The sequence below is a fragment of the Bradyrhizobium sp. AUGA SZCCT0176 genome (assembly GCF_018130145.1).
Classification (GTDB): Bacteria; Pseudomonadota; Alphaproteobacteria; order Rhizobiales; family Xanthobacteraceae; genus Bradyrhizobium.
The window spans coordinates 647,688-674,328 of sequence record NZ_JAFCMB010000001.1 but is presented as its reverse complement, the minus strand read 5'-3'; the positions used below and the strand labels follow the sequence as shown (position 1 = coordinate 674,328).

General features: G+C 61.9%; 24 protein-coding genes. 11 read left to right on the top strand and 13 right to left on the bottom strand.

All coding sequences use genetic code 11. From position 1 onward, the window contains the following. Window positions 1–38: 38 nt before the first annotated feature. The gene (locus JQ600_RS03125) at window positions 39–335 is read right to left on the bottom strand and encodes a hypothetical protein (RefSeq protein ID WP_212265160.1); all 297 of its coding nucleotides are present in this window, start codon (window positions 333–335) and stop codon (window positions 39–41) included. 426 nt (window positions 336–761) lie between these two features. Here JQ600_RS03125 and JQ600_RS03120 point away from each other — a divergent pair, with 426 nt between their 5' ends. Continuing rightward, window positions 762–1,778: a ribose-phosphate pyrophosphokinase gene (locus JQ600_RS03120; RefSeq protein ID WP_212489675.1), complete on the top strand. Its 1,017-nt coding sequence runs from the start codon at window positions 762–764 to the stop codon at window positions 1,776–1,778. 147 nt (window positions 1,779–1,925) lie between these two features. Here JQ600_RS03120 and JQ600_RS03115 read toward each other — a convergent pair whose 3' ends face one another. Beyond that, window positions 1,926–2,294 carry a hypothetical protein gene (locus JQ600_RS03115; RefSeq protein WP_249133213.1) on the bottom strand — a complete coding sequence of 123 codons (369 nt, stop codon included), beginning with the start codon at window positions 2,292–2,294 and terminating at the stop codon, window positions 1,926–1,928. A 248-nt stretch (window positions 2,295–2,542) separates the two neighbouring features. On the opposite strand from JQ600_RS03115, the gene JQ600_RS03110 reads away from it, so the two are divergent. From JQ600_RS03110 to JQ600_RS03095, 4 genes are all read left to right on the top strand, one after another. Further along, window positions 2,543–2,680: a hypothetical protein gene (locus JQ600_RS03110; protein WP_212265092.1), complete on the top strand. Its 138-nt coding sequence runs from the start codon at window positions 2,543–2,545 to the stop codon at window positions 2,678–2,680. Between the two features lie 671 nt (window positions 2,681–3,351). Continuing rightward, window positions 3,352–3,534 carry a hypothetical protein gene (locus JQ600_RS03105; RefSeq protein WP_212265093.1) on the top strand — a complete coding sequence of 61 codons (183 nt, stop codon included), beginning with the start codon at window positions 3,352–3,354 and terminating at the stop codon, window positions 3,532–3,534. Between the two features lie 38 nt (window positions 3,535–3,572). After that, the gene (locus JQ600_RS03100) at window positions 3,573–3,899 is read left to right on the top strand and encodes a GcrA family cell cycle regulator (protein ID WP_212265094.1); all 327 of its coding nucleotides are present in this window, start codon (window positions 3,573–3,575) and stop codon (window positions 3,897–3,899) included. 220 nt (window positions 3,900–4,119) lie between these two features. Continuing rightward, complete coding sequence (locus tag JQ600_RS03095; protein WP_249135651.1) at window positions 4,120–5,046, top strand: hypothetical protein; 927 nt, start codon at window positions 4,120–4,122, stop codon at window positions 5,044–5,046. A gap of 391 nt (window positions 5,047–5,437) precedes the next feature. On the opposite strand, the gene JQ600_RS03090 is transcribed toward JQ600_RS03095, so the two are convergent. Beyond that, window positions 5,438–7,027, bottom strand: a complete 1,590-nt coding sequence (locus JQ600_RS03090) for an ATP-binding protein (protein WP_212389083.1) — start codon at window positions 7,025–7,027, stop codon at window positions 5,438–5,440. Window positions 7,028–7,592: 565 nt separating this feature from the next. On the opposite strand from JQ600_RS03090, the gene JQ600_RS03085 reads away from it, so the two are divergent. Beyond that, complete coding sequence (locus JQ600_RS03085; protein WP_212489674.1) at window positions 7,593–8,522, top strand: ABC transporter substrate-binding protein; 930 nt, start codon at window positions 7,593–7,595, stop codon at window positions 8,520–8,522. Here JQ600_RS03085 and JQ600_RS03080 read toward each other — a convergent pair. Beyond that, complete coding sequence (locus JQ600_RS03080) at window positions 8,494–8,805, bottom strand: DUF1127 domain-containing protein (protein ID WP_212265162.1); 312 nt, start codon at window positions 8,803–8,805, stop codon at window positions 8,494–8,496. The two genes, JQ600_RS03085 and JQ600_RS03080, sit on opposite strands and share 29 nt — an antisense overlap. 170 nt (window positions 8,806–8,975) lie before the next feature. Between JQ600_RS03080 and JQ600_RS03075 the strand changes: the two genes are divergently transcribed. Continuing rightward, the gene (locus tag JQ600_RS03075) at window positions 8,976–10,547 is read left to right on the top strand and encodes a winged helix-turn-helix domain-containing tetratricopeptide repeat protein (protein WP_212265097.1); all 1,572 of its coding nucleotides are present in this window, start codon (window positions 8,976–8,978) and stop codon (window positions 10,545–10,547) included. Between the two features lie 219 nt (window positions 10,548–10,766). On the opposite strand, the gene JQ600_RS03070 is transcribed toward JQ600_RS03075, so the two are convergent. Then, window positions 10,767–11,555 carry a DUF4239 domain-containing protein gene (locus tag JQ600_RS03070; protein ID WP_212389081.1) on the bottom strand — a complete coding sequence of 263 codons (789 nt, stop codon included), beginning with the start codon at window positions 11,553–11,555 and terminating at the stop codon, window positions 10,767–10,769. Window positions 11,556–11,904: 349 nt separating this feature from the next. On the opposite strand from JQ600_RS03070, the gene JQ600_RS03065 reads away from it, so the two are divergent. Then, window positions 11,905–13,305: a selenium-binding protein SBP56-related protein gene (locus JQ600_RS03065; RefSeq protein ID WP_212389080.1), complete on the top strand. Its 1,401-nt coding sequence runs from the start codon at window positions 11,905–11,907 to the stop codon at window positions 13,303–13,305. A gap of 83 nt (window positions 13,306–13,388) precedes the next feature. Next, window positions 13,389–13,976, top strand: a complete 588-nt coding sequence (locus JQ600_RS03060) for a hypothetical protein (RefSeq protein WP_249133215.1) — start codon at window positions 13,389–13,391, stop codon at window positions 13,974–13,976. Between the two features lie 49 nt (window positions 13,977–14,025). Here the strand turns inward: JQ600_RS03060 and JQ600_RS03055 are convergent, their stop codons facing one another. The 8 genes from JQ600_RS03055 to JQ600_RS03020 all read right to left on the bottom strand — a co-directional run bounded on the left by JQ600_RS03055 (window position 14,026) and on the right by JQ600_RS03020 (window position 22,315). Next, on the bottom strand, window positions 14,026–14,481 hold the full coding sequence (locus JQ600_RS03055) for a MarR family winged helix-turn-helix transcriptional regulator (protein ID WP_212265101.1): 456 nt from the start codon (window positions 14,479–14,481) through the stop codon (window positions 14,026–14,028). A 32-nt stretch (window positions 14,482–14,513) separates the two neighbouring features. Continuing rightward, window positions 14,514–15,218: an ABC transporter ATP-binding protein gene (locus tag JQ600_RS03050; protein ID WP_192734877.1), complete on the bottom strand. Its 705-nt coding sequence runs from the start codon at window positions 15,216–15,218 to the stop codon at window positions 14,514–14,516. Further along, window positions 15,215–16,006, bottom strand: a complete 792-nt coding sequence (locus JQ600_RS03045) for an ABC transporter ATP-binding protein (protein WP_212265102.1) — start codon at window positions 16,004–16,006, stop codon at window positions 15,215–15,217. The genes JQ600_RS03050 and JQ600_RS03045 overlap by 4 nt, the downstream gene beginning before the upstream one ends. Further along, window positions 16,003–17,901, bottom strand: coding sequence for an ABC transporter permease (locus tag JQ600_RS03040; protein WP_212389078.1), 1,899 nt, complete (start codon window positions 17,899–17,901; stop codon window positions 16,003–16,005). The genes JQ600_RS03045 and JQ600_RS03040 overlap by 4 nt, the downstream gene beginning before the upstream one ends. Before the next feature lie 192 nt (window positions 17,902–18,093). Further along, the gene (locus JQ600_RS03035; protein ID WP_212389077.1) at window positions 18,094–19,299 is read right to left on the bottom strand and encodes an ABC transporter substrate-binding protein; all 1,206 of its coding nucleotides are present in this window, start codon (window positions 19,297–19,299) and stop codon (window positions 18,094–18,096) included. Window positions 19,300–19,325: 26 nt separating this feature from the next. After that, window positions 19,326–19,910 (bottom strand): amino acid synthesis family protein, encoded by a 585-nt coding sequence (locus JQ600_RS03030; protein ID WP_212389076.1) that lies wholly within the window; start codon window positions 19,908–19,910, stop codon window positions 19,326–19,328. Window positions 19,911–19,925: 15 nt separating this feature from the next. Continuing rightward, entirely contained in the window at window positions 19,926–20,834 is a 909-nt protein-coding gene (locus JQ600_RS03025; RefSeq protein ID WP_212389075.1) for a UPF0280 family protein, read from the bottom strand. Then, complete coding sequence (locus tag JQ600_RS03020; RefSeq protein WP_409363301.1) at window positions 20,831–22,315, bottom strand: 6-hydroxynicotinate reductase; 1,485 nt, start codon at window positions 22,313–22,315, stop codon at window positions 20,831–20,833. The genes JQ600_RS03025 and JQ600_RS03020 overlap by 4 nt, the downstream gene beginning before the upstream one ends. A gap of 272 nt (window positions 22,316–22,587) precedes the next feature. On the opposite strand from JQ600_RS03020, the gene JQ600_RS03015 reads away from it, so the two are divergent. Beyond that, window positions 22,588–23,070 (top strand): (2Fe-2S)-binding protein, encoded by a 483-nt coding sequence (locus tag JQ600_RS03015; protein ID WP_212389074.1) that lies wholly within the window; start codon window positions 22,588–22,590, stop codon window positions 23,068–23,070. Then, window positions 23,070–26,618 (top strand): molybdopterin cofactor-binding domain-containing protein, encoded by a 3,549-nt coding sequence (locus JQ600_RS03010; protein WP_212489673.1) that lies wholly within the window; start codon window positions 23,070–23,072, stop codon window positions 26,616–26,618. The genes JQ600_RS03015 and JQ600_RS03010 overlap by 1 nt, the downstream gene beginning before the upstream one ends. Window positions 26,619–26,641 lie beyond the last annotated feature (23 nt).

Sequence of the window (26,641 nt, the reverse complement as noted above, 5' to 3'; positions counted from 1 at the left end):
GTGATTAAGGATTCTCAGATGTGCGATGGCACACCCAATTACGCATCAGATTCTATATTCACCAAAACTTCCCCGGCGATGATTTCAGGGTCTCCAAGATTTAGATCATGCAGGCTTGCTTGAACAAACTCCAGTACCTTCTCGTTCGCCGCATTGGCGCTTTCGCGGTCCTCGAATATCATTACAGCGACACCGACGCCGTCGCCCCCATCCAGTACATAATAGGATCTGAATCCGTGCGATTCCCTTAGCATCTGACCGACGCCGCTTTTGGCGCGGCGAGCAGCATCCGCAACCGAGCGAACCTTGGTGTACTTTCGAATGACTATGTACATGAGGCCACCATGCTTTTCGGTTCCAGCCCCACGCATCAAAGCATATCGGGCCGCTGCTGGACTAGAGCCTTATCGGTTCTGATTGAAGCAAAACCGAAGCTCCAGACTCTTGTTCTGACGCGTTTTCTTCACGCGAACCGGTATCCACTTCGCTCGAAACGCTAGAGCCTGCTTTCGAGATGGGTCAAACAGAGAAGCACTCAATGCGAGCAAATGGCTTCCGAGTTACCCCTGAAAGCGGACGTGGCTCGACGTCGCGGCAATGTCGGCTTTGTGCCACAAGCGGCCCTGAGCATCCGCAGCAAGGTGTGCGGATCGAAGCGCCGTTACTCGATCACGGCATAGCCCCGCGCTAAGATCAACGGCGGAACTTGTCAGCTTGAGTTTTTTCCGCCATCTGTCGCTCCTGACGCCCGAGGATTTGCGATGAGCGACATGCCCGATTTCCACAGTAACAAGGAACCCTTCGAGGTGGTCTTTTCCCCGTGGCGGGAGGATTTCGCAAAGAGGATCATCAAGCGACTGCACGAAAAAGGGGTTCAGGTTTCGTATAGCAAAATGAAGTACAACACGTTTGCCACAGGAGAAATCCTGCCAGACGTGCCACAATCCGTGAGAGGCAAGCATGTCTACTTCCTGCATGACCTACTGGCTGAGGATCCTAACATCGCGCTCATGAGGTATCTCCTCTCGGCCGACGCCCTCACACGTTCTGATGTCGCTTCGATCACCTGCGTCTTCCCGAACATCCCGTATTTGCGCCAGGATCGCCGAGAGCCGGACGACCGCGCGTCGATATCCGCAGCCGTCGTATTGCGACTCATCGAGGAAAGCTCTCCCAGGATCCGTACGATCATCACCTATCACATGCACGCTGCGCAGGAGACGGGATTTGTTCGGCTTCCGATCGCGAACCTGCCGGGCTATGTCGATCACATCCGACATCTCAAGCAGGAACGCGGCGAAGATCTTGGAGATGCGGTAATCGCGGCGCCGGATCTAGGCGCATCGAAATATGCTCGCCGGATCCGTAAAGCGATCGGTTCGCGCTACCAGATCGCGATCGTTGATAAGGAGCGTGATAACGGAGCGACGCGTCCGCTCGACGTCATTGGCGAACCGGTGAAGGGCCGCCGGGTCATCATGTTCGATGACATCATCGATACGGGCGGCTCGATCCTCGGCGCCGCGCAACGCCTTCAGGATGAAGGCGCACTCGACGTCGAAGTCCGGTGCACGCACGGTCTTTTCAATGGCGATGCTATACAGCGGTTCCGTGGCGCTGGGCTCCGCGTCGTCATGCTCGATACGGTTTCGCGCCCGCAGAGTTTCCACGAGAGCGAGCGATCGTGGCTTACGATCCTTCCCATTGACGACATGCTCGCTGCCGCGATGCACCAGACGATGCAGGTGGCAGGCTCGGTAAGCCAGCTGGTCCGCTAGGGCTTCCGCTGAGGCTTTTGGTTAGTCTCGGCAGCCGCGATCACGTCCTTGAGACTGAAATGTCCGTGCCGGGTTAAAAACGGAAGTCGCGGCCTTGCGGCGGGACGTCTGCTTTGCCCCGGTAAGCGGACACGGCTTTTCGCGCCGTTAAGCCGCGGGTGCCATCTGCTCGCGCAGCGCTCGCTCGCTGTGACGCTGTTCAAGGGCGGCAATGGTCACCTTGAGATTGTCGCGCCGCTCGATCAGCGTCCTCGCCAGTATCGGATATTTGACGTCGGATCGGTCGGAGACCCGGCTGCGCTCTTCTTGGGCTGCGATTTCAAGTTCGATCAGTTGAACGGTGCGAACAAGATCAGCCAACATCTTACCTATTGCTGCGACCTCTCGCACTGCACTTTCGCGCGCTGTCTCAAAACGAGCTTGTATGTTCATTTGCGTGCTCCCAATGGCCTGGTTCGGCACATCTTGTGCATGGATGCCGAACAGCTGACACACCCATCGCAAGCCGTTTGCCAATTACGGCCCGTAAGAACACGGTGACCGGAACCCATCGGCCCCCCCCCCGGGGGCCTTCGGCCTCGCGCCGCCTACATCGGAAAGGAACCTGCACACATAGTTTTCCCCCAGCGGCCCCCGATAAGAGATGGGGTTTTCACAGCGCAATATCCGTCGAGAAATAAGTTCTTGTGATCGGAGTGGATCTTACAACCATGAATATCCGAACCAACTGTTGGTGGAATGTTGTTCCAACCCTGGAGACCCCCGTGGGCGAAGTCATCCGTTTTGTTCCGAAATCCGAACTCGAGCGAGCCCGTTTAATCCGGGAAGCCCGCGCGATCTACGAAAGCATATTCCCATCGGATCATGCCGTCGGCAGCGCGCAGCATGACCGCAGGGAATGAGCGCGCCGGGATTGCGGCGACAGGTGCACTCAATCGACGGTTGGCCGGAAGACCATTGATCGGGCGCCAACGCCGAATTGGTGCACTGTCACCGTAATACAGCGCAATACGTTACTACGCAGCGCAATACCCAACAACAAACACGGGCCATGCGGGCGTTACACCACATGGCCTCTGTTGGGACTGTCCCCGACGGCGAGGGAATTCCATCCTCTATCCAATAAAACGCAGATAGCGTCCGGGCGTTCCGGGCCAGTTATGTTTGGTGGCGCCTTCGGAACTGCAACCTTTTTTGATTACGTGAATTTAGTTCATGGGTCTCGGGGCTTCGCAAGACTGCGAGGCTCGCAATGCATGATTTATCGCCAGCCGACGCCTTTCTTGTCGTCGCAACCCTGGGGACCGCTACCCTGATCGAGATCGCTGCGTTCATCCTCATAGGGTTGATCTGAGAGCGTTCCGCGAGCTTACTCTGAAGTTGACATGACGAAGCCAACAAGAGGCCGCCGGCTATAGGCGCGCCCGGTGCGGCTTCGTCAGGCCGACCGTGGGCGCTAATGCAACTCGAAATGAATGTCCGTTCCCGCAAACCCTGTGCGGCGCTAACCCTCATGCGGAATCTGAACAGAAGGGGTAAAATCCCCTAGGGTCCACATCCGAGGAGCATCAACATGAAGCGACACATCCCGGAGGAATTTTTCACCAGGTTGATCGACTGGAGTCCCTTCGTGATCAAGGGCAACGAGGTGCCGCCCCGAGTTCCTGATGAAGATGAGGAAGACGAAGAAGACGAAGAGGACGAAGAAGGCAACGGCGACCAACCACCGGTCGTGCGCGAGCCCGACGAAGACTAGAATAGCCTGCAATTGGCAGTTGGCGTATAGTGCCTCGCATGAGTTGGGATGCGAAAGACATAGCGCTGCTCAAAGAACTCTGGGCCGTCGGACAGAGCGCCGCGCAGATCGCGCGCCGTTTCGGATGTAGCCGAAACGCGGTCTGCGGCAGGCTAACTCGTTTGGGCCTGAAACGCGGTCACAAGCCGCCAACAGCAAAACCCAATATAAGGGCGGTCCCGAAGCGAAGGTCGGTGTTGTTAGCCGACTGTGCCCGACCGGTGGCGAAGGATGTGGTGCGGAAGACAGTAGCGAGGCAGCCCAAGAAATTCAGCAAGCGCGAGCTTTACGCCATGCTAGCTGACGCGGTCAGGAATACGGGCTAGCCCGCCCACCGCGACATCGTTGCGGCGCTGCCTCTGCACCTCGTTCAGTTCGAACGGTTTCCTTGATGCCGGCAATCCCCGATGCACCTGAACGCGCCATGCGGTAATCCGATCTCGCGCCATCGCTCCAACAACCCCATCTGAGGCCACCCGCTGGCCCTCACAGTGTGCTAATCTGAGCGGGCACGATCCCCTGTCTTCGGCCCGGAGCCGTTGCACCGTGACCCATGATCATAACCCGGCATGGAACGAGGATAGCCGCTTCTCCGGTGCCCTCGACGATGTGATCATCATCCCGCTTGTTTCTGTCGCGCTCGCCGCCAACAAAATCCTGCGTTTCATTCTTTCGATCTTGATGCGCCTGCTCGACTACGCCTTCCCGTTGGCAATGCAGGTGGTCTGGCTTCCGCTCTTCGCTGTCAGGGTTCTCGGCAATGTCATCGTTACTGTCATAAACGGCGCATTGCGCTTCCTGCCCCTTTCCGAGACGAAACGTCGACAGTGGGGTACGTCGATCCGCCGGAACTGGTCGTGGCTCCGGCGCAAGATCAGTTATCGGGCGTTCGAACATGCTGTGTACCGCGCCTTTGAAAGCGGCATGGCATGGGTGTTCCGAAAATGCCGGCACCTGACGCCGAACACCGCATTGCTCGTGATCCTGGGCGCGGTGCTTTGGCTCCCGATCTCCTTCGGGGCTGCAACGGCGATGCACGCGGTATTGTTTGCCAAGGTCACGTCTTGGCCAGCCTGGATGCAACTCCTGCATCCGCTCGCAACGGTCATCGCCAAGAGCAAGCTGTTGGTGCTGCCGGTGTACCCGGCAGCCTGGCCACAGGCCCGGAAACATCCGTTCGTGCGGCGCGTATTCAAGAGCTATGAAACCATCAGGCGCCTGTATGTGATCAAAAAGATCGGTTTTCGCTATCGGCAGGCAGAGACCGCCGGCGACGCGGCGGTCGAGAGGCTCGAACGCACCGCCGGCCTCACATCGGCGATAAGGTGGCTGCGCGGGGTGCATGTCGCCGAACGGTTCGGCGTGGAAAAGCCCACCCAGAAGTTGCGTTCGTTCTTCTCGCGATGGTCAATTCAGTTCTCGGCCGAATACTACGAAGCGAAGGAACGGCAGCCTCAGATATCCCATCATTAAACGGCAGCAAGCTACGAACGCAGAGATGATCATCCATCTCGCGCGGTCGACGGCCGTGGCTGGCGGCCTGGCCGGCGCCAGGTATCAAAAAGACACGCCGCCGGGATCGAAATGGATCGCCCGGCGGCGCTTATTCCTGAACTGGGACACTAAAATTCCCAGCACTGCATACACTGCACGCCTTGTGCCACAGAGCCATGACATCCGGCCGTGGCTATACCCGCCCTTCCTGAGAAGTCCGCTCATAGGGGCAGACCGGGCCTCTCCGGTCGACGGTCAGAACGATGTGATGGATCCAAAGCCGGCCAACCTCATCGGCGAATGCCGGTCCGGCGCTGGCCGCGCGACGCCACTCCCTAGATCAAGGGAGCGCCTCCCCATCCCAAGGAATTCACGATGCCAGCGCGGTCCGAATCATCCGCGCGAGATCGGAACTGAGGTAAGGCTTCGGCAGTAGCAGCACGCCGGCATCGAGCCGGCCATGGTGGACGATGGCGTTCTCGGTATAACCGGACGTGTAAAGCACCTTTAGTCCCGGACGGCGTTTCAGCGCCTCGGTCGCGAGCTGACGACCGTTCAATCCCCCGGGGATTATCACGTCGGTGAACAGCAGATCGATGCGTTCGGAACGATCAATGATTGCCAGCGCCTCGGCGGCATTGCCCGCGGCCTGTGTGTGGTACCCGAAACGGCTGATCTGCGCCACGACGTATTCGCGCACCAACGCGTCGTCCTCGACAATCAGGATGGATTCGTCGCCGTGTTCGCCCCCCGAGTTGCCGGTCTCGGCGGCCAGCGCGTCCGGGAGACCCGCCGCCTGCGGAAGGTAGAGCTTCACGGTGGTGCCGTGGCCCTCTTCGCTGTAGATCTTGATGTGTCCGTTCGACTGTTTGACGAAGCCGTAGACCATGCTGAGACCGAGCCCCGATCCCTTCCCGACCTCCTTGGTGGTGAAGAACGGTTCAAACACCTTGTCGAGCAGGCTGCCGGGAATTCCCTCCCCTGTATCGCTCACCGCGATCATGACGTAGTTGCCCGGATTAACCTCGCTGTTCATGCTGGCGTAGTTCTCGTCGAGCACGACGTTCTTGGTTTCGAGCGTCAGCTTGCCGCCGTTCGGCATGGCGTCACGCGCATTCAGTGCAAGGTTCAGGATCGCAGTCGAGAGCTGGCTGGGATCAATCAGGGCCGGCGCGGAATAGTGCACCAGCATCGATTCGATTTCGATCTGCTCGCTGAGGGTCGGTCGTAGCAACCGTACTGCATCGATGACCAGGACGTTGACGTCAGTGTTGCGCGGCTGCAGCGGTTGTCGACGGGCGAAGGCCAGCAGATGCCGCGTCAGGTCGGCCCCCCTCGCTGCGGCGGCGCTGATCATATCGGTGATCTGGCCGAGATGCGGGCGATCCTTGACCGCCTCGCCGAGGATTTCGATGGTGCCGGTGATCACGGTCAGAATGTTGTTGAAGTCGTGCGCGACACCACCGGTGAGTTGGCCGATGGCTTCCATCTTCTGCGCTTGCCGGACCTGGGCTTCGCTCGCCTCTATCTCCTGAAAACGTTTGACCATGGCCTCGGCCTTGCGCCGTTGTCGGATTTCTTCCTCAAGTGCCGCATTGGCCTGCTGAAGCTGCCTGCGTGTCGGCAGCACCAGGATTCGCGGCAGCATCAGCAGCAGTGCCGCCGTGATCGCGACCGATATCAGCGCCAGGACGCCTTTGGTAACGGCCTCGATGCCGTAGGCCGGCACCCACAAAGTGAGGATCGACAGCAGACGGGTCACCCCGCAGAATGCGGCGAAGATGGCGAATGTCCAGAATACGCCGCGGAACATAACATCGCGGCGTCGCCACACGAAAAACCCGAGGACGAACGCGGTAGCAAAGAAGGCGCCGGCGAGCATGGCGTCGGAAACGGCATTCAGCCAGATCAATTCCGGCTTCCACAGCAGGCACGCGCCATGCGGGGTGAGCGTCGACATGTCCACAATATCCTATTTGAGTTGAGACAATGTTAGAAAGCCCACTCGATAGACCTTTCTCAATTCCTGCCCATTCGCATCAGGGAAGCCGAGCCACCACGCGATGACCGAGCCGCCGAGAACGTCGAGGAAGCGCGCCGGTTCATGGCAACTCCGTCCCGGGCTAAGGCCGATATTTTCGATACTCAGAACGATAGCACGCAGGGGCTCCGCGGCGTGGGAGATAATCCGTGGTGCACCGCCCCCGCGGTCCCACCTTCCCTGTCCTGACCTGCTGATGATGTCGGGTATTGGCGCTTTTTTCGGACCTGAAAGGTCTGGCTGAAGTTGCCCCTTGCTGAGGGCAAAGCGGACTCCAGTTGCACACTCAGACTTATCAGTTTGACCCAAACCGGACATCTCACCTGTCGGCACTTGGATGGCCGACGTGGCTATCGCCGAGTTGGTGGTCACATGCCGTTCGCCAGACAGCCTAAGCCTGCTATAGTTCGGCGATAGCGCGGAGAGCGACCAGCGAGGTCACATGCGGCGACGCCAGTTCATAACTCTTCTGGGCGGAGCGGTGATGTGGCCGTTTACGGCAAGAGCACAACAGCCGGCAAGAATGCCGCGCGTCATAAGTCTCGCCCCGGTCCACGTTGCGTCGCAGGCGGAAGGAACCCGCAGGATTTTGAGGGAGCTCGGCTACGTCGAAGGACGTAATATTCGTCTTGAGTTTCGGGACGCGGCGGGGAATGTTGATGCGCTCCCTCGGCTGGCGCAAGAGTTAGTACGAGAGGGCGGCATCGACGTCATTCTCGCGATAAGCACGCCAGCCGCGCTGGCTGCTTACAAGGCAACTCAAACAATTCCGATTGTCGCGCTCACCGCTGTTGACCCGGTCGGGTCGGGATTGGCGGATAGCCTCGCGCGTCCCGGCCGCAACGTAACCGGTATCGCGGTTTTTTCCGAGGAAACCACAGAAAAGCGCGTCGAACTGATGCGGGAGGTTGTCCCGCGCGCCCTCCGCCTCGGGACGGTGACGACAAAGCTAAGCAGCGGTGCACAGAGCCTGGCACCTGTCCTGGAGACCGGCCGTAAGCTCGGTTTTACGGTCGAGTCCATCAACATCGATGACCCCGCTAATCTTGCGAAGGCTTTAGGCCCAGAAGTCCTTACCAGATTTGACGCCCTCGTGTTTGTCCCAGACGCCTTGATCAGTGCTCACATGGCAGAGGTCATCAAGCTGGTCGGCGCGAGCAACAAACCTGCAATCTTTCCTTCGCCCGACTGGGTCGCTAACGGCGGCTTTATGTCGTTCGGGCCGGACTTCTCCGATGCTAACCGTCAATTGATCTCGCAGCTTGATCGCGTTCTGAAAGGCGCGAAGCCAGGCGACCTGCCTTTCGAACGACCTACCAAGTTCTATCTCCGGATCAATCTCCGCGTCGCAAAAGAACTGGGCATCGAGCTGCCTCCGGCCGTCCTCACGCGCGCCGACGAGGTGATTGAGTGAGCGTGCCGACTTTCGATTGAGGCACCTTTGGGACATGGCGATCACATCGAAGCGGCGGAGCGCGCTCCTCGCCGTCAAAGGACCTACTCGAGACGACGTATTCGATCTCACCGCGCGTCATGCCGATATCCATTAGCGCCCGATCGCTCAGGCTGCACAATTCATCCTGCGAGCGTCCGCGTTGACGCCATTCTTGAAACGCACCCCAACAACTCCTGAGGGCGCTGAAGATGCGCGACGTAGAGTCGGCCGTATGTCCCAATCCGCCTGCACTATGGGTCATGCTCATTGTGGTTCTCCCGGGCAGGTACTGCCCCAGAAGAGGATGCCAAGGCGGGGCACGCCCCGCTTAACATTGGACTTACATTTACCTCACCAGCGGCTTACTCTTTGCGCTCTAGCGGTGCCGGAGCTCCCGATTGACGATGGGAGCTGTCCCAAGGGAATGGCAGTTTGCGCTATCTTTTCGGGGAGTTCGCATTTGACACCGACCGGCGCGAGCTATGGCGCGGGGCGGACGTCGTCGCCATCGCGCCGCAGGTATTCGACCTGCTCGATTACCTGATCCGCAACAGGGAGCGCGTGGTCAGCAAGGATGACCTCATCAGCGCCATTTGGAACGGGCGTATCGTATCCGATGCAGCACTGACGACCCGCCTTAATATCGCCCGCGGCCTGATCGGCGATACCGGGCATGAACAACGCCTCATCAAGACCCTGCCGCGCAAGGGCTTCCGTTTTGTTGGTCCCGTGCTGGAAACGCAGCCGCCCGCAGGCGGGGCAATTGCCGACATCCCGGTAGAACCGTCGAAGGCCGCCCTTGCGCTTCCCGACAAACCGTCCATCGCGGTACTGCCGTTTCAGAACATGAGCGGCGACCCGGAGCAGGAATACTTCGCTGACGGCATGGCCGAGGACATATTGACGGGGCTTTCGCGGCACCGCTGGCTGTTCGTAATCGCTCGTAACTCAAGCTTCACGTACAAGGGTCGTGCTGTGGATGTCCGCCAGGTCGGGCGCGAGCTTGGCGTACGGTATGTATTGGAGGGGAGCGTCAGGCGAGTCAGTAGCCGAGTCCGGTTCACTGCGCAGCTCGTCGATACGGCCACCGGCAACTATGTGTGGGGCGAAAAGTACGATGGCGAAGCGGAAGACCTGTTCGATTTGCAGGACCGGATCACCGAGGCGGTGGTGGGCATTCTGGAACCCACAATCCAGCTTGCTGAAATCGAGCGCACGCGGCGAAAGCGGCCCGAGAATTTGGGCGCCTACGACTACTATCTGCGCGCCCTGGCGCTGACCGATGCATTCACGCGTGGCGCGGTTCAGGCCATGTTGAGCAACTGCCTCCAGGCGATCACACTTGATCCGACGTTTACTCCGGCCTACGCGCTGGCGGCACGCACTTACATACAGACGTATACGCAAGGTTGGACTGTTGACGAGGCCAGAGAACGTGCCGAGGTTCTCGATCTCGTCGAACGTGGTCTTCGCGCTGACCGCCTCGATCCGGTCATGCTCGGCACTGCCGGTCATTGCTTTGCCTGGTTCGCTCATGACCTTGCGAAAGGTATCGCCTATATCGACGAGGCGCTGTCCGTAAACCCAAACCACGCGCACGCCTACCTGCAAAGCGGCATTGTCAGAACACGGGCTGACGATACCGAACTTGCCATCAAGCACCTCAACCATGCGAGACGCCTCAGCCCGCGGGATTCCCGTGGTTACGCGATCTTTCAGGCGTTGGCGGTGGCAAACCATGTCGGTGGAAACCTCGAAGCGGCACATGACTGGGCCCATCGAGCCGTGCAGCACAATCCGAACTATGTGCCCGGTTGGGCCGCTCTTGCTTCGAGCGCAGCCTCGACTGGCAGAGACGCAGAAGCGAAGATGGCCGCGGAAACGCTGCTCGGGCTCGATCCGCAATTCTCAATAAGCCGGCACATTCGCCGCTATCCGATCAGCAGGCGCGAGAAGTTCGAGCATTATTACGAAGGGCTACGCCGCGCCGGTGTTCCCGATTGACGCAAGCGCAAGCGTGCCCACACTTGTGGCGATTGAACCGACGCCCCCCGTAGTTCTCCGGGTTAGTCACCTTAAGCGACATTGCCTATAAAACGTTCGCGAACAGCTGGGGGATGGACTTCGGTCATCACACCGATGTCCAGGGGTTGTTTGATCACGAGGCCCGGACTCCTAGGCACTCCGGGCCTCGTTTGATCTCCCGCTCGCAGAATACAGCGCTCACCGGCCCGTCGACGCATCCGGCATGATCTGCAGAAGCGGCTCCGGTCCGACCGAAATTTGACCGGTGAATGGCCGGTCGTGCGCAGCGATTAGCAGCACCGAGGCGGCGACCCCGGTCGCGAACAGCGCCATCGCAATCCCCGATGCCAGCCGGTTACCGCAGTGAACGAGCGCGATCACGAAGAGCTCGCAAATCGCCTGCAAATACAGGCTCCACCATTTAACCGGATTGACTTCGGCCTGGCTGATGATGATCCGCTGCCGGCGCGCATCCAGCGCTGTTCCCAATGCGCTGATGATCTCGCGCTGTGCGGTCTGCTGGCCCGCGCCCTGCGGCGACATCGAGACAACGAGTTGCAGCGCCTCGGTGAGCGCGGGAGGAGCTGGCCTCAGCGAGGCTGTCTGCCCCGCCATCATCGGCCATTCAACCTTGGCGGTTTGCTCGATATAGCCGCGAACGAGATCGCGCACCCGGCCCTCCTGTTCGGGCGGCAGGCCGGCGGCGAGCAGCACGATGGCCCGCAGCGCGCTCGCTTCACGGCTCACCGCGGTACTGGCGCGATCATTGTCGCTCCAGACCTGGGCGGCGGTGAAGGCGACGAACAGGCCGAAGATGATGCCCAGCACCGGCAGCATGCCCGGCGAAATCGCCTGGAATGATTTTGCGCGTTCTCCCGTCGCGAGTGCCGCAACCGCTGCGAAGATCATGATGGCGAGCAGATAGGTGAAGGCAAAGATGGAAAGCGCCATCACTGGCACAGGCAGATTGTGCAACCAGTCGCTCATTGCGCTTCCCGCCCCGTGTCCGGATCCAACCCGACGCAACTATGTGAAATTCCCGCCCTACCCGCAATCACCGCATCTCGTTCAACAAATCCGTCAGCATCTCGCGCTCCCTGGCGTTGAGCGACGCCGGCATTTGTCTCGAGATGGCGGGCGCGGGCCGTGCGGCTTCCCGGTCGCCGCGGGATCGGAGCCCGGATCGTTTCTTTCACCTGATAGCATTGAGGTGTATGATCACTACAAGCGAACCCCGCCGGCGGCACAGTCAAGAGGACTCAACGAGCCGGGTTAGTTCTGCTGCATGCCGCTGAGCCATGTTGGTACTGACCAAGGCAAACAGGGAGGCAGTCCGATGACGATGAGACCAGACCCCACGTTTCACGCGTCGCCGAAGCTTGCGATGGAAGCTCCGCCTGAGAACTTCGTCTACACATTGCTGCTCAGCCCGGACTTTTCAAAGCCCGACGCGCTTGCCGTGATCGACGTCAAGCCCGGCTCTCCGCGTTTCGGTCAGGTCGTCCACACCGTGACGATGCCCAACAAGGGCGACGAGTTTCACCATTTCGGATGGAACGCCTGCTCATCAGCCTTGTCGCCGCTCACCGGACACGCCTTTCTCGAGCGCCGCTATCTCATCATCCCCGGTATGCGGTCCTCCCGGATCTACATCGTCGATACCAAACCAGATCCGACCCAGGCGAAGATTCACAAAATCATCGAGCCCGAAGAGGTCTTCAAAAAGACCGGATACTCGCGGCCGCACACGATCCATTGCGGGCCGGATGGCATTTACGTTTCTACGCTCGGCGGCGGCGGCAAGGACGGCACCGATGGACCGCCCGGCATCTTCATCATGGATTGCGAGACATTCGAAGTGCTCGGACGCTGGGAAATCGATCGCGGTCCTCAAGAGAAGCACTATGATTTCTGGTGGAACCTGCCCCGCGACTACATGGTGAGCAGCGAGTGGGCGCTGCCGCCGCAGTTCGAGAACGGAATCGTGCCGGAGGATCTGCTCTCGAACAAATACGGCCATCGAATCCACTTCTGGGACCTGCGGGCCCGGCGAAACGTCCAGACCATCGATCTCGGCGCCAACCATCAAATGGCGCTGGAAGTGCGTCCCGCGCATGATCCCATCAAAGAGTACGGCTTCGTCGGCGTCGTGGTCGACACCACGAATCTGGAAGGTTCGATCTGGACCTGGTGGCGCGAGGGCGGCAAGTTTCACATCGAGAAAACGGCGACGATCCCGCCCGAGCCTGCATCGAAGGAGCAATTGCCGCCGCTGCTGCAGGGCTTTGGCGCCGTGCCGCCGCTGGTGACTGACATCGACCTGTCGATGGATGACAGATTTCTTTACGTCGCTTGCTGGGGCACTGGCGAGATGCGTCAATACGATGTCAGCGATCCCAGAAAGCCCAAGCTTGCCGGATCGGTCCACCTCGGCGGCATCGCACGCCGCACGCCTCATCCGAATGGCAAGGCGTATGCCGGCGGCCCCCAGATGGTCGAGATCAGCCGCGACGGCAAACGCGTCTACTGGACCAACTCGCTCTACTCGACCTGGGACGACCAATTTTATCCCAGCGGAATTCCGGGCGTCGAGGTGATGGCCAATGCAAGCCCGAAAGGCGGCCTCGAACTGGCAAAGGACTTTTGCGTGAGCTTCCCCGACGGATACCGCGCGCATCAGATCAGGCTCGATGGTGGAGACTGTTCGACCGATTCATTCTGCTACCCGTCGGCTTGAATGTGAGCACGGTGGATTGGACACCGGCTTGGCTCTGGCTGGCTGTCATCGCGAGCGGCCTCTACCACGGAGTAAATCCGGGAATGGGATGGCCGCTCGCCGTATCCGCCGGATTAATGGAAAGGACGACGCGTGCGCTCGGCGCCGCGCTGGTGCCGCTGACAGCCGGCCATCTGCTCGCGATGCTGCTGGTGCTCCTACCCTTCGCGCTGCTGGTCAACCTCGTCGAATGGCAGCGCCAGATCCAGATCGGCGCCAGCCTCCTTGTCATCGGGTTCGGTATCTTTCGCCTTGTCGATCGGCGCCATCCAAGAGCGTTGGCGCGGATACGGCCGACGCAACTGGGTCTGTGGTCCTTTGCCGTGGCAATCGCGCACGGCGCGGGGTTGATGCTGGTGCCGATCTATCTCGGGCTCTGCCGCGAGGCCGACCTCGACAAGGGCCACGAGGCAGCTTTGAGCCTCATCAACGCCAATCTCGGTATGGCCGGGCTGGTCGCCGTCGTCCACGCCATCGCGATGATTGCCGCCGGCGGATGCCTGGCGTGGCTGGTGTACCGTTATCTCGGCCTCAAATTCGTATCGCGGAGCTGGTTCAATCTGGATACGTCATGGGCCGTCAGCCTCATCCTGGTCGGAGCGGTTGCACTGGTGCTCAGCCTTGCGGCGTAGCGCGAACGCTGCGGCGTCACTGCGATTCTGACTAAGGCACGCCTCCGCGTCAGCGCAGCTTGTCCAGCAGCGCGATCAGCGTCTCGCGCTCCTTGGCGTCGAGCGGCGCCAGGGTTTCCCGGGTGATCGCGAGCGCATTGGGCGCGGCCTTTTCGGCGAGCTGTTGCCCCGCCCGCGTGAGACTCACCAGCAGGCGGCGGCCGTCCTCCGGATCCGGGCTGGTCTCGGTCAGGCCGCGCGCCGTAAGGCGGTCGATCACGCCCTTGATGGTGGCAACGTCCATCGCGGTCAGCCGGCCCAGGAGATTTTGCGAGCACGGACCGGTCTCGGCCAGCTTCGAAACAGCTGCCCATTGCGTCGGGGTCAGATTGATGCCGATCTCGCGGGCGAAAATCGTCGAATGGCGTTGCCAGACCTGGCGCAGGATGAAGCCGACCTGCTCGTCCAGAATGTAGGACGGCCGCGCAGGCTTGACGCTCCGTTTCGCCGAAACACTCCTGCCCATCTGCACTCTCTCTTCTTGTTTGCCGCCGCCGGTCACAGCGACAGATGCGCGTCGCGGATGTCCGGACGCGCGTCGAGTTCAGCCATCGTGCCGCCGTAGCAGATCTTGCCGCGCTCGATGATGTAGGCGCGGTCGCAGATCAGCCGGGCGAAATGCAAATTCTGTTCGGAGACGAGGATGCTGACGCCCTCCTTCTTCATGGCCAAGATGGCGTCGACCATCTGCTCCACGATCTTCGGCGACAGGCCTTCCGATGGTTCGTCGAGCAGCACGAGGGATGGATTGCCCATCAGCGTCCGCGCGATCGTCAGCATCTGCTGTTCGCCGCCGCTCATACGCCCGCCAGGACGCCCGCGCATCTCGCCAAGGTTCGGAAACAGCGTGAATAGCTTTTCGCGGGTCCAATGCGGCGCATTGGGACGCTTGGGCTGGCGGCCGACTTCGAGATTTTCCTCGACCGTCAGATCCGTGAAGATGCGCCGCTCTTCCGGCACGTAGCCGAGCCCACCGCGCACGATCGCATGCGTCGGTTCGGTGGAGACGTCCCTGCCTTCGAACAGGATACGGCCGGAGCGCTGCTGGACGAGACCGACGATGGAACGGAAGGTGGTGGACTTGCCGGCGCCGTTGCGGCCGAGCAGCGCGACGACCTCGCCTTCGCCAACCTCAAGCGCGATATCGAACAGGATATGCGCCGGGCCATAATAGCTGTTGAGGTCCTGAACCGAGAGCTTCATGCGCCGGCTCCCTCGCGGTGGCGCGAATCATAGACCAGGCCCTCGCCGAGATAGATCGCGCGAACCTGCGGGTTGCCGCGGACCTGCTCCGGCGTGCCCTCGGCAATCAGGCTGCCGCGGTTGAGCACGAGAATGCGGTCGGCATGCTCGAACACCACGTCCATGTCGTGTTCGGTGAAGAGCACGCCGATCGACTTTTCACGGGCGATCTGCGCGGTGAGCCGCATCAGTTCGATGCGCTCGCGCGGCGCCATGCCCGCGGTCGGCTCGTCCATCAACAGAAGCTTTGGCTGGTTGGCGAGCGCGATTGCGAGTTCGAGCCGCTTCAGGTCGCCATAGGCAAGCTCGCCGCAGGGACGCCCGGCATAGGCGCCCATGCCGACGAGGTCGAGCAACCGGCCGGCTTCCTCGCGGGCGTAACGCGCCGTCGAGCCCCAGAGATTGAATAATTGCCGCCCGTACGACACCAGCGCGACCTGCACGTTCTCGCGCACGGTCATGGTCGGGAACGTCGCGGTGATCTGGAAAGTGCGACCGACACCGAGCCGCCAGACCTGGCGCGGCTTTTTGCCGACGGTGTCTTCGCCGAGCAGATTGATCCGGCCGCTGTCGGGGATGTTCTGGCCGTTGAGCATGTCGAAACAGGTGCTCTTGCCTGCGCCATTGGGCCCGATCAACGCCAGGATTTCACCGGCGCGCAGCGCAAACGAAACGCTGCGCACGGCGTGAACCCCGCCATAGGATTTGCTCAGGTTCTCGACCGACAGCAATGTGGGGACCATGCTCATTCGGCGGTCTCGATCCGGGAAGTGGCCAAGGACGACTTAGACGATGATTCAGACGTTGAAGACTTGCGGCGATTGCGGATCGTCTCCAGCACCCCAACGATGCCTTTGGGGAAGGCCACCACGATCAGCACGACGAAGCCGCCGAGCACAAGCTTGGACAAATCGGTCTGGCTCACCAGCCAGATGTTGAGCGCCTTGAAAACGATGGCGCCGACCACGGCGCCGGAGACAGTCTCGACGCCGCCGAGCAGCACCATCACCAGCGCATCGACCGACAGCGAAATGCCGAGGCTGTCGGGGAACACGCTGCCTTTCAGGTACGCGAACAACGCGCCGGCAAATCCGGCGACCGTGCCTGCGATCACAAAGGCGGTCCATTGCACGCGTTTGCCGTTGATGCCGATGGCCTCACTGCGGAGCAGCGAATCCCGCGTCGCGCGCAGCGCGAAACCGAACGGCGAGAACACGATCACCCGCAATATGGCCACCGCGATCGCGGCGATGCCCAGCGACAGCCAGTAAAAACTCGCCGGACCCGCCGCCCATTTCTCCGGCCAGACGCCCAAAATGCCGTTGTCGCCGCCGGTCACCGTGACCCACTGGAACGCGATCGACCAGACGATCTGCGCGAACGCCAGCGTCAACATCGCGAAATAGACGCCGGACAATTGCACGGCGAAGAAGCCGAAGATGGCAGCACCGACCAGACCGAGCAGCGGGCCGACGAGCAGCGACACGATCATCGGTAGCCCCGCCATCTTGGCAAGGAATGCGACGCCGTAGGCGCCAAGCCCGAAATAGGCGGCATGGCCGAACGAGGCGAGCCCGCCGACCGACATCAGGAAATGCAGGCTGGCGGCAAAGATCACGAAGATCGCGATTTCCGAACCGACGGTGAGCGCATAATTGCCGGCGAATAGCGGCAGCATCGCCGCAACCGCAAGTCCGGCGATCGCCAGCCAGCGCTCGTTTGTCGTCAGCGGCCGCCAGGGATTGACTGATAGCCCCGGCGTACGACGCGCGGCGGCTTCCGGCTTGCCGAACAGGCCCCAGGGACGAACGATCAGCACCACCGCCATGACCAGGAATACCAGGATGATCGAAATCTTCGGGAATATCAAAATCCCGAAGGCGTTGAGCTCCGAGACCAGCACCGCGGCCACGAACGCGCCGATGATGCTGCCGAGCCCGCCGATGACAACCACGACGAACACGTCGACGATGATCCGCAGATCGAGCGCGTGATGCACCGCGTCGCGAGGAATCTGCAGCGCGCCGCCCAGCGCGGCGAGAAAGACGCCGAGCGCGAACACGCTGGTGAACAGCCATTTTTGGTTGACGCCCAGCGCTGCGACCATGTCACGGTCCTGCGTCGCCGCGCGCACCAGCACACCCCAGCGGGTACGCTGGAACAGCAGCCAGAGCCCGCCGAGCACGATTGGACTGATCGCGATCAGGAACAAATCGTAGGTCGGAATGTTCTGGCCGAAGAAATCGACCGCGCCCTTGAAGCCCGGCGCGCGGCGGCCGAGGAGATCATCAGGCCCCCAGATCAGCACCACGAGGTCCTCGACCATCAGGGTCAGGCCGAAAGTCGCGAGCAGCTGGAACAGCTCCGGCGCGTGATAGATCCGCCGCAGCAGCACCATTTCGACGATCACGCCGACCACGGCCACGACCAGCGCCGCCACAACGATGCCGCCCCAGAAGCCGAGCGCGCCGGAGAAACGCTCGGTCAACGTGAACGCGACATAGGCGCCGAGCATGTAGAACGCGCCATGGGCGAAATTCACGATCCGCGTCACGCCGAAGATGATCGACAGACCCGACGCGACCAGAAACAGCGACGCCGCGCTGGCGAGACCGGTCAGGAACTGAACGAAGTAGAAGGCCATGGGCGGTCTGTTGCTCGCGCGTTGGTCAGGTCGTTCTTGCTTATCTCTCCCCGCCTGCGGGAAGAGGTCGGATCGCCCTTGCGATCCGGGTGAGGGGTACAGGTCTAACAACGAGCACTGTACTTGCGGATAGAGCCCCTCACCCCTGCCCTCTCCCCGCGAAGAGCGGGGAGAAGGAGAAGATCACAGCCCTCAATCCTTCGGACGAAGCTTTTCGACTTCGGCATCGCTCGGGAGATAATCCGTGCCCTTGCGATAGACCGAGTTCACCATCACGCCCTTGCCGTCCTTCAGCGCGGTCTTGCCAACGTAAGCACCGAGCGTCGACTGGTGATCGATCTTGCGGAAGGTGATTTCGCCGAACGGTGACGGCATCGACAGGCCCTCGGCCGCGGCGATCAGCTTCTCCGGATCGGTCGAGTTGGCTTTGGCAAGGATCGCTGCAGCCGCCTTGATGGTCTGGTAGCCGACGATCGAGCCGAGGCGCGGATAGTCGTTGAACTTGGCCTGATAGGCTTTCAGGAACTTGTCGTGATCAGGCGTCTTGATGTCGTACCAGGGGTAACCGGTGACGATCCATCCTTCAGGCGTTTCGTCCTTCAGCGGATCGAGATATTCCGGCTCGCCGGTGAGGAAGGACACCACCGAGCGCCCCTTGAACAGGCCGCGGGTGTTACCCTCGCGGACGAGTTTGACGAGATCCGCACCGAAGGTGACGTTGAGGATCGCCTCGGGATTGGCGGCGGCCACGGCCTGCACCACCGGGCCCGCGTCGATCTTGCCCTGCGGCGGCCACTGCTCGTCGACCCAGACGATATCGGGACGCTTTTCCGACATCAGCTTCTTGAACACGGCGACGGCCGACTGGCCGTATTCATAGTTCGGCGCGATCGTGGCCCAGCGTTTGGCCGGCAGCTTGGCGGCTTCTTCCACCAGCATCGCCGCCTGCATGTAGTTGGAAGGACGCAGGCGGAACGTGTAGCGGTTGCCCTTTGACCAGGTGATGGCGTCGGTCAGCGGCTCTGCGGCGAGAAAAAACACCTTCTTCTGATTTGCAAAATCGCTGACGGCGAGACCGATGTTGGACAGGAACGTGCCGGTCAGCATCGCGACGTTCTCGCTCGACACCAGTTCGTTGGCGGCGGTGGTGGCGTCCGCCGGCTTGCCGCCGTCGTCCTTGGAGACGACCACGAGCTTCTTGCCGTTGATGCCGCCGGCGGCGTTGACTTCCTCGACCGCGAGCTGCCAGCCCTTGCGGTAGGGTTCGGTGAAGGCGGGCAGCAGCGAATAGCTGTTGATCTCGCCGATCTTGATCTCTCCGCTCTGCGCCATGGCGGCATTCGCCATGCCTGCAACTGCGATCGCCAATCCCGCTCCGAGCAAATAACTCCGTCGCATACCCTCACCCTCCAATGTTGAAGAAATTATCTTAATCCGTCTTCACCCTTGACTTCAGCAACCGTCAATCCGCCGACCCGCGGCAGCGGCCTGCCGCTGTCGGTGACGGCAACAGCGACCATGATCTCATTGGCGCGCGGGGCGTCGTTGATCTGCACTTCCATGCCGTCGAAATGGCTGCGCACGAAGGCCGCGTCCTTGTGGCCGAGCGGAATATCCAGCGTGGTGCCCGGACCGCCGCGCTTCTTCGAGGACGGAATCAGCGCCGCGCCCTTGCTCAGCACCTTGCGCACCGGCGCGCCCATCTTCGGGTGCAGGATCGCGGCCGCGTGCTCAAGCTCGCCGTTTTCGCCGACCGCTGCGGCCTTGCCGTAGCTTTGTGCCTTGGCGCCATCGATCCCGAGGGCGGCCACCGCCCGCTTCGACAGCAATTCGCCGAGTTCCTCGCCGATTGCGATCAAAGGCGAAAGGTCTTCGACATATTTTCCGGCAAAGGGATTTTCGATCACGGCAATCGCCGCGGCGCGCCGTGTCGGCGGCGCGATTGTCTTTCCCATCTCCAGATGGGTTTCCTCGACCACCGTGACGATCTTGCGAATGATGGCGCTCATTTGCCTTTTTCCCGCTCAAGCATGAACTGCACTTTCTATCGCGCTTCCGTGATGGGCATGCAACGCAGGCACCCCGCTGCCAGTAGTTCCGACCACGAGCGTTTCGCCAAGCAGGCGTAACGCCGCGCCTTCGATCAATCCGGCTGCCAGTAACTTCTGGGCACAGACAACCCCCGTCCCCAACGCGGCCTCAACCTCACCTTCGGTCAACAGCCCGACATCGCGCGAAACTAGGCTCGTACCGAGATCGCTGTCGGGCTGCAATTCATTGGCCGGACAGCGGACAATCGCGGGGTGGCCGGGCAGATCCACGGCATTGGCGATGATGGTGGCGGCGGCATCCGCCATTGAGGCCGTTCGCGCCAGCACGGTGACAGCGTCGGCAATGCCGAGCGAGAAGCTGCGGCCATGGCGGCCGCTGGTCGCGACGCCCCGGACCGGATCGTCGGCATCGACGATCATCGTGCGCATCAGGCCGTGGCGGTCCGGCCGGTCCATCAGGCCGACGCTGAATTGTTCGCCGCCGATCAGATGCAGTGCGATGTCACCGCCATTATTGACATAGGCGCGATCGAGACACGCTGCGCCCAGCATTGCGCCGAGAATCTCTTCAGCAACCGAGCCCGCTACCGCCGCCATCGGTGTGATGAAATGATCTGACGCAAACGGCGCCACCGCCGCATGCATGCGGCGCGCGACGATGCCTTTCAGCGTGCACTGCACAGGATCAGCCGCCTGGCGCAGCATCGCCAATTCCTCGCAGAGTTCATCAAGCAAGCCGGTAAAGCGCCGCGCTGCAGCATCATGGGCGGCTCGGACCTCCGCCGCGTTCCCCTTGGCCTCGATGATCAGATCGATCGGACCGTCCTGCAAATGCAGCCGTTTCCCGTCAGGAAGAAGCGCAATTTGCGGGAGGCGTTTCATGCGTGCCGTCCCGGAATGTAGGGCATCGGGCGGACTTCGGTGTTGTCCTTGAGCGAGGCCAGCGGCCGGACGTAATCCATGTGACCACCCAGCGCCGCATAGTCCGACAGCCGCAAGGTAAACTCGATCGGGGCGACCAATGCCGGGGTCGGCACATAGCCGAATGCACCCGCCGGCATCTGCGTGACGTCGACCATGAAGGTGATACCGCCGCCAGGCCAGACATAAACCGGCGCGCCACCGCTGGTGACCCGTGTCAGCGCGTCCTTGACCGACCGCGTCAGCCGCACCGGATTGTCGGTGACACCCGCGCGCAGCGAGCCGCCGGCGCCGCCCATGAACAACACCGTGCATAGCGCCGGTTCGCAATTTTCCTGGATACGCTCGACCGAGAGCTTCAGATCGAGCGGCATTTGCGTCTCAACCGGCCTGAGCGCCTCGTCGAGCACGTAATAGGCGGCATGCTCGCCGGTGGTCGACACCATCAGCATGGTCAGACCGGGCCGCGCCTCCTTTGGATTGAACGGGCCCAGCACCGACAAGGGATCGGAGATCTTGGTGCCGCCCCAGCCGGTGCCGGGCTCGGCGACCTGGAAATAACGGCCCGGCGTCGAGCGCCGCCCCTTCATCTTGATCCCGGTATCGGGAATATCGAGCAGCTTGCCGGCCTGATGCTCCGAGAGAACGCCGGTGATGTGGTCGTCCACGACAACGACCTCATCGACCTTGCCGTGCCACTGCTTGGCGAACATGCCGATCGTCGCCGAGCCGCAGCCGACCCGCATCCGCTCTTCCGCGACGCCATTGACGATCGGTGGATAGCCGGCCTGCACCACCACGGTGGCGCCGCCGTCGATCGTGAGTTCGACCGGCTTGCAATTGGAGAGGTCCATCAGCGCGTCGCAGGTGACGCGCCCTTCTTTCTTGGAACCACCGGTCAGATGATGCACGCCGCCGAGCGAGAGCATCTGCGAGCCGTATTCGCCTGTCGTGACATGGCCGATCGCCTCGCCCTGCGCGCGGACGGTCGCGGTCTCGGGACCGAGATGGCGATCGGTGTCGATCTTCACCTTGACGCCGCAATAGCTGAAAATGCCTTCGGTCACGACGGTGACCATGTCGACGCCGTCGATCTCCGACGACACGATGAAGGGCGCCGGCTTGTAGTCGGGGTACGTCGTACCGGCGCCGATCGCAGTCACGAACACATTGGGCTCACGGACGAGCTTGCCGTCCCAATCACCGCCGCCGGCCTGGAACGGCACCAGCCGTCCGCCATGCGACACCGTTCGCTCCAGCACGATGTGCGGATCGACGCGTACCAGTACACCGTCGTGGTTGGCATAGCGATCGCATGCGCCCGCCGCGCCCGGCTTGATGTAGCACATCACCGGACAGGCATCGCAGCGGATCTTGTCGCCACCGGCAGTCGTCGTATCCGTCATCGTGAACAAGCCTGCTCGCTGGGAGGCGTCGATCATACCCGCATTCCCGCGAGACGATCATTTTGTTCGTACACGAACGATGTTGCGCGCGGACGGAAATCCTGTCAAGCGGGCGGAACAGCGAAAAGGCGCGGTTGCCGCATAAAAACTCATTTGCCTCGTGCCGTTGTTTATAAAGTGGGCGGCAGTCGGCCCGCGGAACGCACCGCTTGCACGTTTGTATACAAACGGTATCTTCGAAACACCTTCCGCACGATATTTTGCAGCGCAACCGGACTTAGGGTTTCTTGGGGATCAAGGCGCAGAGCATGACGCAGAGCACGATGCGCCTGACCGTCAACGGCAAAAGCTGCGATGTCGACGCCGCGCCCGACACCGCATTGCTCTATGTGCTGCGCAACGACCTCGCCTTGAACGGACCGAAATATGGCTGCGGGCTCGGCGAGTGCGGCGCCTGCGCGGTGCTGATCGACGGCGAAGCGGCGCGTTCCTGCGTGATTCCGATTGAAGGCTGCACCGGGCGCGACATTGTGACGCTCGAAGGCCTCGGCTCGCGCGCGCATCCCGATCCGGTGCAGGAGGCCTTTATCAACGAGCAGGCCGCGCAATGCGGCTATTGCCTGAACGGCATGATCATCAGCACCAAGGCGCTCTTGACGCGCAACGCGCATCCTTCCGAAACCGAAGTTCTGGAGGCGCTGCGCTACAATTTGTGCCGCTGCGGCGCACATATCGAGATCATCCGCGCCGCCATGCGCGCCGCGGGCCATGTCGTCGAGGTACACGACTGATGGCCACGTCGGACAATCCTTCGACGCAGGTACCACAGCAGGGATCGCTGTCGGTCGTTCGTCCGACAGAAGCGAGTGCGTTCGAAGCCTTCATCAAGATCACCGCTGATGGTTCGGTCACCGCCTATAACGGCCATGTCGATCTCGGCACCGGAATCCGAACCGCCCTCGGACAGATCGTCGCCGAGGAACTCGACGTGTCCTTTGCCCGCGTCGTTGTCGTGCTCGGCGATACCTCTGTTGTCCCCAACCAGGGCGCGACGATCGCGAGCGAAACCATCCAGATCACGGCGGTGCCGCTGCGCAAGGCCGCGGCGCAGGCGCGGCAATTTTTGATCGCACGTGCAGCGGAACGGCTGGAGGTGCCGGTCGAGAACCTCTCGATTGAGGATGGATTGATCCGCGGCAAGGACAACCGCACTGTCAGTTATGGCGAATTGATCGCTGGCGAGATCATTCGGCTTGAGCTCATCGACGACGTACCGCTGAAGGATGTCGGCGCCTATTCCATCGTCGGGCAATCGGTGCCCCGCGTCGACCTGCCGGCAAAGGCGACCGGCGAACTGGTCTACGTCCACGATATGCGCGTGCCCGGCATGTTGCATGGCCGCGTCGTGCGACCGCCTTATGCCGGCATCGATGCCGGGGCGTTCGTCGGCACCAGCTTGATCGCGGTCGACGAAGCCTCGGTGCGCGATGTTCCCGGGCTGGTGGCCGTGGTGAAGATCGGCGATTTCATTGGCGTGGTTGCCGAGCGCGAAGAGAACGCGATCAAGGCGGCGGCGCAGCTCAAGGTGAGCTGGAAGCCGGTGCCGACATTGCCCGACCTTGGCGATCTCCAAACGGCACTGCGCGCCAATCCATCGACGCCGCGGACGCTGATCGACAAGGGCGACGTCGATGCCGCCATCGCGTCCGCCGCCAAGCCGATGGCCCGGACTTACGTCTGGCCGTATCAGATGCACGGCTCGATCGGCCCCTCCTGCGCGGTCGCCGACTATCAGGATGGCGCGGTACGGGTGTGGTCCGGCACGCAAAACCCGCACATCCTGCGCGCCGACCTCGCGCTGTTGATCGAACGGCCGGAAGCCGAACTCGATGTTATCAGGATGGAAGCCGCCGGGTGCTATGGCCGCAACTGCGCCGACGACGTCACCGCCGACGCGCTGCTGCTGTCGCGCGCGGTCGGCCGTCCCGTGCGCGTGCAGTTGACGCGCGAGCAGGAACACGCCTGGGAGCCGAAGGGCACCGGGCAATTGATGGACGTCAATGGCGGGCTGAATGCCGACGGCAGCGTGGCCGGATATGATTTTTCAACGCGCTATCCCTCCAACGGCGCGCCGACGCTGGCGCTGTTGCTGACGGGGCGGATCGCGCCGGAGCCCGCCGTGTTCGAAATGGGCGACCGCACCGCGATCCCGCCTTACGATTACGATCACATGCGCGTGGTGGCGCATGACATGCCGCCGATCGTGCGCGCCTCCTGGTTTCGCGGCGTCTCGGCGCTGCCTAATACCTTCGCGCATGAATCCTATATCGACGAACTCGCCACCGAGGCTGGCGTCGATCCGATCGAATACCGCCTGCGCTATCTGAAGGACGCGCGGGCCGTCGATCTCGTCAACGCGGTGGCCGAGCGCGCGGGATGGAAACCGCGGCCGGTACGACAGGAGCCCGAAGCCGAGGGCGACATCGTGCGCGGGCGCGGCTTTGCCTATGCGCTCTATGTGCACAGCAAATTCCCGGGCTATGGCGCGGCGTGGTCGGCATGGATCGCCGACGTCGCGGTCAACAAGGCGACCGGCGATGTCAGCGTCACCCGCGTGGTCGCGGGTCAGGATTCCGGCCTGATGATCAATCCGGACGGCGTGCGTCACCAGATCCACGGCAACGTGATCCAATCGACCAGCCGCGCGCTGATGGAGGAAGTGTCGTTCGACCGCGCACAGGTCACGGCGCGCGAATGGGGCGCCTACCCCATCATCAAATTCCCTGACGTGCCCAAGATCGACGTGCTGATGCTGCCGCGGCAGGATCAGCCGCCGCTCGGCGTCGGCGAGTCCGCCTCGGTGCCGAGCGCTGCTGCCATCGCCAACGCGATCTATGATGCGACCGGTGTGCGGTTTCGCGAGTTGCCGTTTACGCCGGAACGCATTTTGCGGGGATTGCATGGCGAAGCGACAGTGGTGCCGGAGGCTCTGCCTGCGCCGCAGCCCGCACCTGATCTGACCAAATGGCAAAACCCGTTTGCCGGACGGCGCGGCGTGCTGGCGACGGCGGCGGCGTTATGCGCGGCGGTGATCGGCGTCGGCGCCGCCGTGCTGCCGTGGCGCGCGATCGCGCCGATCGCGCGGCCGGATGCGTCGGTCTATTCGGCGGCGACCATCGCGCGCGGCCAGCAACTCGCGGCGCTCGGCGACTGCGCGGTCTGTCATACCAGCATCAATGGCGTGCTCAACGCCGGCGGCCGGCCGCTGGAAACGCCGTTCGGGATTATCTACAGCACCAACATCACGCCCGAAGTCGAAACCGGCATCGGCGCGTGGTCCTATCCCGCCTTCGAGCGATCCATGCGCGAAGGCATCCATCGCGATGGCAAGCATCTTTATCCTGCGTTTCCCTATCCGCATTTCGCGAAGACGACCGATGCCGACCTGCAGGCGCTCTATGCTTATCTAATGGCGCAATCGCCGGTGCGCGCGGAAAATCCGGAAAACAAGCTGGCGTTCCCGTTCAACATCCGCCCGCTGCTGGCCGGATGGAACGCGCTATTCCATCAACCAAAACCATTCCAGGCGGATGCGAGCAAATCCGACATATGGAATCGCGGCGCCTATCTGGTCGAAGGCCTCGGCCATTGCAGCGCCTGCCATTCGCCGCGCAACGCGCTGGGTGCAGAGAAGCAAAGTGCTTACCTCGCGGGCGGCTTCGCGGAAGGCTGGGAAGCCCCTGCCCTGACGTCGCTGTCGCAAGCGCCGATCCCCTGGAGCGAGGATGAGCTCTACGCCTATTTGCGAACCGGCGAGTCGCGCTTGCACGGCGTCGCCGCGGGACCGATGGCACCGGTCGTGAAGGAACTCGCCGCGCTGCCCGATCAGGACATCCGCGCCATGGCCGTCTATCTCGGCTCGTTCAACGAGACCGCTACCGATAAGCCCGCACAGGACGCGCTCGCTGCCAAACTCGAGGCCGCGACCAGCACCAGGCTTGTTGCGGCTTCCAGCGTCGGCGCACGGATCTACCAGGGCGCCTGCGCGGTCTGCCACGAGGTCGGCGGCGCGCCCCTGTTCGGCAGCCGGCCGTCGCTGGCGCTGAACAGCAATTTGCACAGCGCCGTGCCTGACAATCTGATCCAGGTGATCCTGCACGGCATCAAAGCCCCCGTGACCAGCGACCTCGGCTATATGCCCGCCTTCAAGGACAGCCTGACCGACGGCCAGGTTGCGGAGCTGGCCGCCTACCTGCGGCGACAATTTGCCCCGGATCGGCCGGGATGGGGCGATATCCACGCAACCGTTGGGCGAATCCGGCAGGAAATGGCGCGCTGAGCTGCCATGCCGCCGCCAAAAGC